This window comes from Allobosea sp., assembly GCF_030695125.1.
Classification (GTDB): domain Bacteria; phylum Pseudomonadota; class Alphaproteobacteria; order Rhizobiales; family Beijerinckiaceae; genus Allobosea.
Genome location: NZ_JAUYTP010000032.1, coordinates 34,085 through 45,836 on the forward strand (window position 1 = coordinate 34,085; position 11,752 = coordinate 45,836).

Annotated in this window: 10 protein-coding genes; 1 reads left to right on the forward strand and 9 read right to left on the reverse strand. The window is 67.6% G+C overall.

Going from position 1 to position 11,752, the window contains the following annotated elements:
* Nucleotides 1-84: 84 nt before the first annotated feature.
* From truB to rimP, 6 genes are all read right to left on the reverse strand, one after another.
* Nucleotides 85-1,032: a tRNA pseudouridine(55) synthase TruB gene (truB, locus tag Q8S38_RS13780; RefSeq protein WP_305681000.1), complete on the reverse strand. Its 948-nt coding sequence runs from the start codon at nucleotides 1,030-1,032 to the stop codon at nucleotides 85-87.
* Nucleotides 1,025-1,453, reverse strand: a complete 429-nt coding sequence (rbfA, locus tag Q8S38_RS13785) for a 30S ribosome-binding factor RbfA (protein WP_305681001.1) — start codon at nucleotides 1,451-1,453, stop codon at nucleotides 1,025-1,027. The genes truB and rbfA overlap by 8 nt, the downstream gene beginning before the upstream one ends.
* A gap of 96 nt (nucleotides 1,454-1,549) precedes the next feature.
* On the reverse strand, nucleotides 1,550-4,399 hold the full coding sequence (infB, locus tag Q8S38_RS13790; RefSeq protein WP_305681002.1) for a translation initiation factor IF-2: 2,850 nt from the start codon (nucleotides 4,397-4,399) through the stop codon (nucleotides 1,550-1,552).
* Nucleotides 4,396-5,169 carry an RNA-binding protein gene (locus Q8S38_RS13795; RefSeq protein ID WP_305681003.1) on the reverse strand — a complete coding sequence of 258 codons (774 nt, stop codon included), beginning with the start codon at nucleotides 5,167-5,169 and terminating at the stop codon, nucleotides 4,396-4,398. Before Q8S38_RS13795 ends, infB begins: the two co-directional genes overlap by 4 nt.
* Nucleotides 5,170-5,183: 14 nt before the next feature.
* Complete coding sequence (gene nusA, locus Q8S38_RS13800) at nucleotides 5,184-6,788, reverse strand: transcription termination factor NusA (protein WP_305681004.1); 1,605 nt, start codon at nucleotides 6,786-6,788, stop codon at nucleotides 5,184-5,186.
* A gap of 5 nt (nucleotides 6,789-6,793) precedes the next feature.
* Nucleotides 6,794-7,516, reverse strand: coding sequence for a ribosome maturation factor RimP (rimP, locus tag Q8S38_RS13805; RefSeq protein WP_305681005.1), 723 nt, complete (start codon nucleotides 7,514-7,516; stop codon nucleotides 6,794-6,796).
* 360 nt (nucleotides 7,517-7,876) lie between these two features.
* On the opposite strand from rimP, the gene Q8S38_RS13810 reads away from it, so the two are divergent.
* A complete protein-coding gene (locus Q8S38_RS13810) occupies nucleotides 7,877-8,965 on the forward strand; it encodes a DUF2336 domain-containing protein (RefSeq protein ID WP_305681006.1) in 1,089 nt (362 codons plus the stop codon).
* On the opposite strand, the gene trmB is transcribed toward Q8S38_RS13810, so the two are convergent.
* The 3 genes from trmB to Q8S38_RS13825 form a co-directional block, all read right to left on the reverse strand.
* Entirely contained in the window at nucleotides 8,940-9,632 is a 693-nt protein-coding gene (gene trmB / locus Q8S38_RS13815) for a tRNA (guanine(46)-N(7))-methyltransferase TrmB (protein ID WP_305681007.1), read from the reverse strand. The two genes, Q8S38_RS13810 and trmB, sit on opposite strands and share 26 nt — an antisense overlap.
* 224 nt (nucleotides 9,633-9,856) lie before the next feature.
* Complete coding sequence (gene metK / locus Q8S38_RS13820) at nucleotides 9,857-11,062, reverse strand: methionine adenosyltransferase (protein ID WP_305681008.1); 1,206 nt, start codon at nucleotides 11,060-11,062, stop codon at nucleotides 9,857-9,859.
* A 162-nt stretch (nucleotides 11,063-11,224) separates the two neighbouring features.
* Nucleotides 11,225-11,638: a helix-turn-helix domain-containing protein gene (locus Q8S38_RS13825; RefSeq protein ID WP_305681009.1), complete on the reverse strand. Its 414-nt coding sequence runs from the start codon at nucleotides 11,636-11,638 to the stop codon at nucleotides 11,225-11,227.
* Between the last annotated feature and the right edge of the window lie 114 nt (nucleotides 11,639-11,752).

Genomic DNA, 11,752 nt, shown 5'->3' on the forward strand with positions numbered 1-11,752 from the left:
CTCAAAACGGCTGGAGCGTTGTGAGGGAGACATAGCGAGCCGGCCGTTAACGCGGCCTTTCGACGCGTGCGGGCATTGATGAAATCAGAGGTTGAAGACGCGATGCGGCACGAATTCGCCCTGCGCGATCGCTCCGATGGCGATCAGGACGCCGCCGCTGGTCGCGTACATGACCTGGCTCTCGACGGGGGCATCGCGCCCGCGCAGCAGCACGCTCTGGCCGCGCTTGAGCCGCATCGCCGCATCCCGATTGACCGCCATGTCCGGGATCAGCGACAGCGCCGCCATGACCGGCAGAAGCGCAGCGGCTGCGCTCTCGGGGCTTTCGCGCAGGATCTCGACACTGGCCGCGTCAGTGATGTCGAATGGCCCGACACGGGTGCGCCGCAGATGCGCGACATGGCCCAGACAGCCCAGCGCGAGGCCGAGATCGCGGGCGATCGCGCGGACATAGGTGCCCTTGCCGCATTCGGCCTCGAACGTCGTGGTCGCGCCGTCATGGGAAACGATGCGCAAGCTGTCGATCTCGACGGGTCGAGGCTCGAGCACGACCTCCTCGCCCTCGCGGGCGAGATCATAGGCGCGCTCGCCGGCAATCTTGATGGCCGAAAATTTCGGCGGCACTTGGCTGATCGTGCCGGTGAAGCGCGGCAGCAGCGCCGCAATGGCGGTGGCTTCGGGGCGGTCGTCCGAGGTTGCGATCACCTTGCCCTCGGTGTCGTCGGTATCGGTCTGGCTGCCCCATGACACCGTGAACTGATAGGCCTTGCGCCCGTCCATGACGAACGGAACCGTCTTGGTCGCTTCGCCGAGCGCGATCGGCAGCAGGCCTGACGCCAGCGGGTCGAGCGTGCCGGCATGGCCCGCCTTCTTCGCCGAAAAGGCGCGCTTGACCACGGCGACCGCATGGGTCGAGGTCATGCCGACCGGCTTGTCGAGCACGACCCAGCCATGGACGTCGCGCTTCTTCGGACGGGGGGCGAAGCTCTGGCCCTGCGGCTCGATCACGTCCGGAGAGAGCGGATCAGTCATCGTCATGGTCGTCCGTCTGGATTCGCAGCGGCTGCTTCAGGATGTCCTGGCGCACCTTGTCCGAGTAGAGGATGGCGTCGACACGCTCGGCCTCGGCGAAGCTCTCATCCTGCAAAAAGCGGATGTCGGGCGCGAATTTGAGGTTCACCCGATGGGCGATCTCGCCGCGGATGTACTTCTTGTGCGTATTCAACGCCTTCAGCACGGGCGCGACATCACCACCGCCGAGCGGCATCACATAGCAGGTGGCGAGCTTGAGGTCGGTCGATAGCCGCACCTCCGGGACCGTGATGACGTGCTTGGACAGCACCTCGTCATGAATGTCGCCACGCGCCAGCAGATCCGAAAGCGCGTGGCGGATCAGTTCGCCGATGCGCAGCTGGCGCTGGTTGGGACCGGAAGGTTTTGCGGGTTTTGCCATGGTTCTCGTTCTCCGGGGTCGGACCGGATGACGGTCGAAAAAAGCATCATGGCCGGGCAAGCCCGGCCATGATCAGCCTGGGTCGAAGCGGACGCCTTACAGCGTGCGCTTGATCTCCTCGACGCGGTAGCACTCGATGACGTCGCCGGCGCGCATGTCCTGGTAGTTCTCGAAGGACATGCCGCACTCCTGGCCCGCCACCACTTCCTTGGCGTCGTCCTTGAAGCGCTTGAGCTGCGCAAGCTTGCCCTCATGAACCACGACGTTGTCGCGGATCAGGCGGACATTGGCGCCACGCTCGATCGTGCCGTCGGTGACGCGGCAGCCGGCGATCTTGCCGACCTTGGAGACCGCGAAGATCTCGAGGATCTGCGCGTTGCCGAGCATGGTTTCGCGCAGCGTCGGCGCCAGCAGGCCCGACATCGCCGCCTTCACATCGTCCACGAGGTTGTAGATGATGTTGTAGTAGCGGATTTCGACGCCGGAGCGTTCGGCCGCCTCGCGCGCTTCCTTGTGGGCACGCACGTTGAAGCCGATCACCGCCGCGCCCGAAGCCTGGGCCAGCGTGATGTCGGATTCGGTGATGCCGCCGACGCCCGACTGAAGCACGCGCGCGCGCACCTCATCATTGCCGACCTTCTCGAGCGTGCCGACGATGGCTTCGACCGAACCCTGCACGTCACCCTTGATGACGAGCGGGAATTCCTTGCGGCCGGCGCCCTCCTTGAGGTCGCGCATCATGTCGGCGAGCGAACGGCCGGCAGCCGATCCGCCGCCACGCGCCGCGATCCGGTCGCGCTTCTGGCGCTCGCGGTAATCGGTGATCTCGCGGGCGCGGGCCTCGGACTCGACCACCGCGACGCGGTCGCCGGCCTCGGGCGTGCCGTTGAAGCCGAGCACCTCGACCGGAAGCGAGGGCGGTGCTTCCTTGATATGGGCACCGGTGTCGCCGATCAGGGCGCGCACGCGGCCCCATTCGGAGCCCGCCACGACGATATCGCCGGTGCGCAGCGTGCCGCGCTGGACGAGCACGGTGGCAACGGGGCCGCGGCCACGGTCGAGCTTGGCCTCGATCACGGTGCCTTCGGCCGGACGATCCGGGTTGGCCTTCAGGTCGAGCAGTTCGGCCTGCAGAGCAATGGCCTCGAGCAGCTTGTCGAGGTTCTTGCCGGTCTTGGCCGAGACCTCGATTTCGAGCGTCTCGCCGCCCAGCGTCTCGACCTGGATCTCGTATTGCAGCAGCTCGGCACGGACCCGCTCGGGGCTGGCGTCGGTCTTGTCGATCTTGTTGATCGCCACGATCAGTGGAACACCGGCCGCCTTGGCGTGGTTGATGGCCTCGATCGTCTGCGGCATGACGCCGTCATCGGCCGCGACGACCAGCACGACCACGTCCGTCACCTTGGCGCCGCGGGCGCGCATCGCCGTGAAGGCGGCGTGGCCGGGCGTGTCGATGAAGGTCACCTTGGCACCCGACGGCGTCATCACCTGATAGGCGCCGATATGCTGGGTGATGCCGCCGGCCTCGCCGGTGACGACATGAGTCTGGCGGATCGCGTCGAGCAGCGAGGTCTTGCCGTGGTCGACATGGCCCATGATGGTGACGACGGCCGGGCGCGTGACCTGGGTGTCGTCGGTATCGGGCGTGTCGAACAGGCCGCCCTCGACGTCGGAATCGGCGACGCGCTTGACGGTGTGGCCCATTTCCTCGGCCACGAGCTGGGCGGTGTCGGCGTCGATCACGTCGGTGATCTTGTGCATCGCGCCCTGCTTCATCAGCAGGCGGATGACATCGACGCCCCGCTCCGTCATTCGGTTGGCGAGTTCCTGGATGGTGATCGTCTCGGGGACGATCACCTCGCGCATCACGCGCTCCTTGGCGACGTCCGAGGCGCGGTGCCCCGTCATGCGCTGGACGCGGCGGCGGAAGGCTGCGACCGAACGCGTGCGCTCGTCGTCACCACCGGTGGCGGTCGACAGCGTCAGGCGGCCACGCACCTTTTCGCCGACCTTGGGGGTCTTGGGCGCAGGCACGGGGGCGCCGCGCGGCGGACCGCCGGCGAAGCCACCGGGGCGGCGGAACGCGGGACGCGCCTCGCCATCGTCGGGGCGGCTGCGGGGAGCCGCCGTCGACGGCGCCTGGCGCGTCGGGCGGGTGATGGCGGGCTCGGCGGGAGCCGTCGCATCGACCGGGCGCGGCGGACGCGGCGTGTCGAGGCGCGGCGGACGCGAATCCAGCCGCGGCGGACGGGCGCCGACATCGCGCATCGGGGTGCGCGGCGCGAAATCGGGACGCGGGCCCGACGGAGCCGGGCGCGGCGACGCGGCAAAGCCGGCAGCCGGCGCAGCGCCGGTCTCGGGCTGCGACGGTGCAGCGGGTGTGAATTCGCGCGGCGGCTGCGGCGGGCGCGGGGCCTGCGGCTCGTCCATGCGCTGGCGCGCGGCGCTTTCGGCGCGGCGCTTGCGGTCTTCTTCCTGGCGGCGGCGCTCTTCTTCCTCGCGCTGGCGAGCAAGAGCGGCTTCCCGCTCCTGGCGTTCGCGCTCGGCGGCGAGCGCCCGGGCGCGGGCCTCTTCCTCGGCGATGCGGCGGGCCTCGGCCTCACGGCCGCGCGAATCCGACAGGGCGCGCTGACGCGCATCCTTCTCGTCCTCGGAGAGCGTACGCAGCAGCATGCCCGACGAAGGCCGGGACGGCGGCGTCGGCGCGGGCGGCACCGGGCGGGGCGCGGCCTGCTGGACCTGTGGGGCCGGGGCGCGCGGGGCGACCGGCTGCTCCTTGACCTCGGGGCCGGCGACACGACGCTTGACCTCGACGACCACCTGCTTGGAGCGCCCATGCGAGAAGCTCTGCCGGACAGTGCTCTGTTCGACAGGACGCTTGATCGTCAGGGTCTTCGGGGGGCCGACGGTCAAAGTCTTGTCGCCCGGGGTCTTGGTATCACTCATTCTGTGCTCGGTCCTGCCGCGTTCGGTCCAGCCGGTTCGGTCGTTCGTTGGTCTACGGAATCATCGTCTGCGGAGTCGGAGCTTGTCGGCTCCTCCGGGTCGATTGCACCGGCATCGTCCGTCCGATAGCGAACGAGCCGACGCCAGCGGGAGAGGAAACCCTCGGCCGCCGGTCCCGGAGCAAGCGCCGCATGTATCACATGTGGGCGGCCCAACGCCAATTCCAAATCTTCGCCTGCGAAAATTGCCACGACCGGCACCTTGCGCGGCTTGAGCCGGGCCTCCTCGCGGGCGATTTCCGCTCGTCGCAACGCCTGGCCGATCTTCCGGCGGCCATCCTCGGCGCCGTCGCTGGCCTCGATCACGGCCGCGCAGCGCCCCGAGCCGATCACCGCCTCGACCTTGGCGAAGCCGGCTTGCACCAGCCCGGCCTTGTTCGACATGGCCAGCGCCTGCAACGCATCCTTCAGCATCAGCCCGTCGATCATCGCCACCAGATCGGGCGGTACGACGACCTTGGTCTTCAGCGAACGCTCGAAGGAGCGGCGCTTGAGCGCTTCCGCCACGGTCGCGGCGCTGAGGCTCGCCCAGACGCCGCGACCCGGCAGCTTGCGCCGCAGATCGGGGACCAGCGTGTTGTCGGGCCCGACGACGAAACGGATCATGTCGTCGGGCGACTTCACCGCCCGCGTCACGACACAGCTCCGCTCCGGCCCGTCCTTGCGGTCCTGGCGCGTCTCGCGTGCGCCGCGCGCAGCGGTTGCTGTCATCGTGGGCGTCCGGCTCAGGCCTCCGCCGTCTCGTCGGCGGCGAGTTCGGTCTCTTCGGCGGGCTCTTCAGCCGGCGCTTCGACCCAGCCGGCGAGGACACGCGCGGCCATCACGATCGCCTCTGCATCCTGCCGCGACAGGTCGAACCCGTCGAGATAGCCGGAATGGCGGGTGCTCTCGCCGTCCTTGCGCTCGGTCCAGCCGACGAGATCGTCGGTCGCGCAGCCGGCGAGATCCTCGACGCTCTTCACGTCGTTCTCGCCCAGCGCGACCATCATGGCGGTGGTGATGCCCGAAACCTCGCGCAGACCGTCCTCGACGCCCAGCGCCAGGCGCTTTTCGTCGAATTCGGCCTCGACGGCGGCCAGGTATTCCTGCGCACGGGCCTGAATCTCGGCGCCGGTGTCCTCGTCGAAGCCCTCGATCGAGGCGAGCTCGGAGGGATCGACATAGGCGACCTCCTCGACCGTGCGGAAGCCTTCCGAGGCGAGCAGCTGGCCGACCGTCTCGTCGACGTTCAGCGCGTTCATGAAGATCTCGGTGCGGCTCAGGAACTCCTTCTGGCGGCGCTCCGATTCCTCAGCCTCGGTCAGGATGTCGATATCCCAGCCGGTGAGCTGCGAGGCGAGGCGGACGTTCTGGCCGCGGCGGCCGATGGCGAGCGAGAGCTGCTCGTCGGGCACCACCACCTCGATCTTGTCGGCCTCCTCGTCGAGCACGACCTTGGCGACTTCCGCCGGCTGCAGCGCGTTGACGACGAAGGTCGCGATGTCGGGCGACCACGGGATGATGTCGATCTTCTCGCCCTGCAGTTCGCCGACGACGGCCTGGACGCGCGAACCCCTCATGCCGACGCAGGCGCCGACGGGGTCGATCGAGGAGTCGCGGCTGATCACGGCGATCTTGGCGCGCGAACCGGGATCGCGGGCGACCGCCTTGACCTCGACGATCCCGTCATAGATCTCGGGCACTTCCTGGCCGAACAGCTTGGCCATGAACTGCGGATGCGTGCGCGACAGGAAGATCTGCGGGCCGCGCGGCTCGCGGCGCACGTCGTAGACATAGGCGCGGGCGCGGTCGCCGACCTTGAAGGTCTCGCGCGGGATCATCTCGTCGCGGCGGATGATCGCCTCGCCGCGGCCGAGATCGACGAAGACATTGCCGTATTCGACGCGCTTGACCGCGCCGTTGACGATCTCGCCGATGCGATCCTTGTATTCGTCGTACTGCCGGTCGCGCTCGGCCTCGCGCACCTTCTGCACGATGACCTGCTTGGCCGACTGGGCGGCGATACGGCCGAAATCGAAGGGCGGCAGCGGATCGGCGATGACGTCGCCGACCTGGGCGGCCGGATTGTGGCGCTTGGCTTCGTCGACGGTGATCTCGATGGCGCCGTTCTCGACCTGCTCGACCACCTGGAGGTGGCGGGCCAGCCTGAGCTCGCCGGTCTTGGTGTTGATCTCGGCATGAACATCCGTCTCGGCGCCGTAGCGCGAGCGGGCGGCCTTGGCGATCGCGTCCTGCATCGCATCGACGACGATCTGCCGGTCGATCGACTTTTCGCGGGCGACCGCATCGGCGATCTGCAGCAGTTCGAGCCTGTTGGCGCTGACGACCATGACGCTCACTCCTCTTCCGGGTTTGTGTCTTGCGGAGCAGGTCCGCGCTTGTTCTTCGACGCCGAGTCCTTCGAGGCCGGGGCCTTGTCGGGGCGCGGGCCCAGCGATTTCTTGCGGCCCTTGGGCGGGGCGGCGATCTCGTCGGCGGTCGGCATTTCCGGCGGCAGGCCCGCCTTGCCGCGCCGGAGCGATTCGGTGACGAGCGCGTCCGTCAGCACCAGGCGAGCGTCGGCGATCAGCGACATCGGGATCGCGACGTCGCGCTCCTCTTCGGATTTGGCGTCGTCGCGCGACAGAAGCGCATTGCCGCCTGAGACGCCGAGCAGGATGCCGCGGAAGCGCTTGCGACCGAGAACGACCGTCTCGGTATCGATCTTGGCGAGATGCCCGGCCCAGCGCTCGAAGTCGCCCGCCCGCACCAGCGGACGGTCGATGCCCGGCGACGAGACCTCGAGATGATAGGCGACCTGGATCGGATCATCGACGTCGAGCGCCGGCGAAACCGCCTGGCTGACCGCTTCGCAGCCCTCGACATTCATCGTGCCATCGGGCCGCTCGGCCATGATCTGGACGGTGCAGCCGTTCTGGCCGGTAACGCGCACGCGCACCAGCCGATAGCCGAGATCGACGATCGCCGGCTCGATGATCGCCGCCACGCGCGCGGCCACGCCGCTCTCGACGACGATGCGCTTGTCGTTGTCCTGGTCCGTTGCTGTCGGCTCGTTCATGCCCTGGCTGCCTGCCTGTCACCCGGAAAAGGTCCGGCTCCGACCGAAGGATGGCACATGGCGCCGTCCGTCACGGTCCGTTTCGAAGGCGGCCGCGTGTCGGCGTCATGGTCCGGCCCGGGCTGGGCTGAAGCCAACAAAAAAGAGCGGGCCTTCCGGCCCGCTCTTGATCATCGGCTGATACCGAAACCAGAGCTGTTGGCTGCTATTTAGTCTGCATCGACCGCGCATGCAAGCGTCCTCGGCAGTTTCCGTCTTCGCGGGCCCTCGCGGCCGAGCGGCTGTTTCGCGCGCTGCGCTAACCGGCTGGTCATCCTTCTGCGGCATGGTGGCGCGCTAGGCGTTGTTTGGGGTTGCGGTATGAGTTCTGTCAGTACGCTGTTGCGCGACCTCGAGACGACGATGGTGCGCGGCTCGACCGATGACCGCACGCAGATTTTGTCGCGGCTGACGGACCTGTTTCTCAGCACCGCCGCCGTGATGGACGAAGACCAGGTCGGCATTTTCGACGTCGTCATCGGACGCCTCTCGCGTGCCATCGAACTCAGGGCCCGCATCGAGCTTTCGGAGCGGCTTGCCCCCGTCCCCAACGCGCCAGCCGGCGTGGTGCGCCAGCTCGCGCTCGACGAGATCGCCGTCGCGCGTCCGGTCCTCGTCGAGTCCAAGCGGCTGACCGACCAGGACCTCGTCGCCATCGCGGCCGCCAAGGGGCGTGACCACATGGTCGCCATCACGCAGCGCACCGATCTGGGCGAACCCGTTACCGATTTCCTGATCCTACGCGGCGGCCGGATCGTGACCCATGCCATCGCCGCCAATCAGACGGCCCGCTTCTCCCATCACGGCATGGGCGTTCTGGTCATGCGCGCTGTCCAGGACGAGGTGCTGCAGACGGCGCTCGGCGACAGGAGCGATCTTCCCGCCGATCTGGGCGCCCAGCTCATGGTGGCCGCCAAGAACTCGGCCCGCCGCCGCATCACGGCGAGCCTCGACCCCGACATGGCCGGGGAGATCGACGGGGCGGTCGAGCGCGGGGCCCAGGCCGTCGCCGCGCAGGCGCAGATCCATGGCAATCTCGGCGCCGTCAACGAGGCGCTGGCCGAGATCAACCGGCTCAACGACGCCGGCCAGCTCGACGAGCAGGCGGTCGCGCGCTTCGCCGCCGCTGGCGCGACAGAGCAGGCCATCTGTGCTGTGGCCGTGCTCGCCCAGCTGAGCCTGCCCGCTGCCGAGCAGGTCGTTCTTGGGGTGGATCGCGACGCCGTTCTGCTGGTGGCCCGCGGACTCGGCTGGTCCTGGGACACGGCGGCCGCGCTGATCGGGCTGCGCAAGGATTTCGGCAAATCGGACGCGGCGGTCGAACGGGCGCGCCAGCATTTCCGCACGCTCGCCCAGCCGACCGCTCAGCGTGTGCTGGGCTTCCTCAGGATGCGCGACGCACAGCCGTGAGATAGCTCGGCACGCGCCCGGCCGCGACCGCCTTGGCCTCGTAGCGGGTGCGGATCCAGCCGGGATAGGGCCGGCGCCAGTCGTCGGCCCTTTCGTCGGTCCAGTCGAAATCCGGCGAGCGCGCCAGCCGGGCCAGCGTCCAGCCGACATAATCGTCGATGTCGCTGGCGAAGCGGAAGCGTCCGCCACGACGCAAGGTCCGCGCGAACAGCTCCAGCGTCCGCTCGGAGACGAAACGGCGCTTGCGCTGGCGCCGCTTCGGCCAGGGATCGGGGTAGAGCAGGTCGATCGCGTCGAGCGAACCCTCCGGAAGGCGCGGTAGCATCAACGCCGCATCGCCGTCCCAGATCCTGATGTTGGTCAGGCCTTCGCGTTCGATGATGGCCAGGAACTTGGCCATGCCGTTGATGAACGGCTCGACGCCGATGAACCCGATCTGCGGGCTCTCGCGCATCCGGTGCAGCAGATGCTCGCCGCCGCCGAAACCGATTTCCAGCCGCACGGCCTCGACCGGCCGCGGAAACAGGGCCGCCAGATCGGGAATCTCGCCTTCGGGCAGCCGCAGCCGCGGCAGCACACTGTCGATCATCGCGCTCTGCCCGTCGCGCAGCGCCTTGCCCTTGCGCCGGCCGAAGAAGGCCCGGTCGGGATCGTAGTCGTTTGTCATGAGCGGTCTTTGAAAATGTCTCAGGGAAACGCGCGTCATCCTGGACAAGCGGCGAAGCCGCGCCGATCCGGGATCCATCATAGGGCGCCGAGGCTGCCCGATGATGGATCCCGGCGCTCCGCTTCGCTACGGCCAGGATGACGGCGCGTTTCTAGCGCAATCCGCCAAAAGAAAAAGGCCGGGACTGAGCCCGGCCTTCATCGATGTCAGATTGAAGCCTGCGCTCAGGCCACGGCCTTCTTCAGCGCGTCGACCAGATCGGTCTTCTCCCAGGAGAAGCTGCCGTCGCGGCCGGCCTTGCGGCCGAAATGGCCGTACGCCGCGGACTTGGCGTAGATCGGCTTGTTGAGCTGGAGATGGGTGCGGATGCCGCGCGGGGTCAGGTCCATGACCTCGCCGAGGACCTTCTCCAGCTTGGCCTCGTCGACCTTGCCGGTGCCATGCAGGTCGACATAGATCGACAGCGGCTTGGCGACGCCGATGGCGTAGGAGAGCTGGATCGTGCAGCGCTCGGCGAGCTTGGCCGCGACGACGTTCTTGGCGAGGTAGCGGGCCGCATAGGCCGCCGAACGGTCGACCTTGGTCGGGTCCTTGCCGGAGAAGGCGCCGCCGCCATGGGGCGCAGCACCACCATAGGTGTCGACGATGATCTTGCGGCCGGTCAGGCCGGCATCGCCGTCGGGGCCGCCGATGACGAACTTGCCGGTCGGGTTGACGTGCCAGACGGTCTCCTTGGAGATCCAGCCCTCGGGCAGGGTCGCGCGGATATAGGGCTCGACGATCTTGCGGACGTCCGCCGAGGTCAGGCTCTCATCGGTGTGCTGGGTCGAGAGCACGATCTGCGTCACGCCGACCGGCTTGCCGTTCTCGTACTGGACCGTGACCTGGCTCTTGGCGTCGGGGCCGAGCTTGGCGGCGCCGCCTTCCTTGGCATGACGGGCCTTGGCGAGCACTTCGAGGATCTTGTGGGCGTAATAGATCGGCGCCGGCATCAGCTCGGGCGTCTCGCGGCAGGCATAGCCGAACATGATGCCCTGGTCGCCGGCGCCCTCGTCCTTGTTGCCCGACGCATCGACGCCCTGGGCGATATCGGCCGACTGGGCGTGCAGCAGCACGTCGATCTTGCACTTCTTCCAGTGGAAGCCGTCCTGCTCGTAGCCGATCGCCTTGATCGCGCGGCGAGCCGCCGACTTGACCTTGCTCTTCATCGCCTTCTCGTCGAGCGAGGTGCGGACCTCGCCGGCGATCACGACGCGGTTGGTCGTGGCCAGCGTCTCGCAGGCGACGCGCACCTGGGCGGCGTCCATGCCCGCCTTGGCGGCTTCTTTGAAGAACAGATCGACGACCTCGTCCGAAATCCGGTCACAGATCTTGTCGGGATGGCCCTCGCCGACGGATTCGCTGGTGAACAGGTAATTCTGGCGTGACACGGTCGGACAGCCCTTGCTCAGGGGTGGGACGGGTAACCGGCACGGAAAACGAGCCGATCGACGAAAACGGCCATCCTCTTTGCAGCGGACGCGTTCGCCGTCAAGCACGGCAATCCGTTAATCGGGCGCTTCGTTCGTCAGGGCGAACGAAAACAGGATGATTTACGCGGTTGCGACGTCTTCGTCGGCCAGCGACTCGACGAGGTCGATGATCCGGCGTCTGACCTTTGCGTTCTTGATGCGCACGAAAGCCTTGGTCAGCTGCACGCCTTCGCTGCTCGACATGAAGTCGGAGACATAGGCATTGGCCGCGGAGTCGGAGAAGCCGCCGGTGGGCATGTCGCCCGTCGGTGCGCCCTCGAAGAAAAACGACACCGGCACGTCGAGCATCTTGGCGATCTGCTGCAAGCGGCTCGCACTGATTCGATTGGAGCCCTTTTCGTATTTCTGAACCTGCTGGAAGGTCAGTCCGAGTGCGTCGCCGAGCTTTTCCTGGCTGACGCCAGCGAGCATCCGCTGCATACGCACACGACTGCCTACATGGCGGTCGATCGGATTGGGGACTTTCTTCAACATGAACGACAGCCTTAGGTCAGTGTACCTTCGCCAGATGCATTGCCTCTGGGGAAGGCATAGTCAACTCATTGGGACGGCGGTGTACCAACTCCTTAGCCCATCGGTAAATAAGTT

Excerpts from the sequence above, each read along its gene's own strand:
- rimP (WP_305681005.1), bottom strand. The coding sequence starts at position 7,516 with ATGAACGAGCCGACAGCAACGGACCAGGACAACGACAAGCGCATCGTC.
- Q8S38_RS13825 (WP_305681009.1), bottom strand. The coding sequence starts at position 11,638 with ATGTTGAAGAAAGTCCCCAATCCGATCGACCGCCATGTAGGCAGTCGT.
- Q8S38_RS13795 (WP_305681003.1), bottom strand. The coding sequence starts at position 5,169 with ATGACAGCAACCGCTGCGCGCGGCGCACGCGAGACGCGCCAGGACCGC.
- infB (WP_305681002.1), bottom strand. The coding sequence starts at position 4,399 with ATGAGTGATACCAAGACCCCGGGCGACAAGACTTTGACCGTCGGCCCC.
- rbfA (WP_305681001.1), bottom strand. The coding sequence starts at position 1,453 with ATGGCAAAACCCGCAAAACCTTCCGGTCCCAACCAGCGCCAGCTGCGC.
- trmB (WP_305681007.1), bottom strand. The coding sequence starts at position 9,632 with ATGACAAACGACTACGATCCCGACCGGGCCTTCTTCGGCCGGCGCAAG.
- truB (WP_305681000.1), bottom strand. The coding sequence starts at position 1,032 with ATGACTGATCCGCTCTCTCCGGACGTGATCGAGCCGCAGGGCCAGAGC.
- Q8S38_RS13810 (WP_305681006.1), top strand. The coding sequence starts at position 7,877 with ATGAGTTCTGTCAGTACGCTGTTGCGCGACCTCGAGACGACGATGGTG.
- nusA (WP_305681004.1), bottom strand. The coding sequence starts at position 6,788 with ATGGTCGTCAGCGCCAACAGGCTCGAACTGCTGCAGATCGCCGATGCG.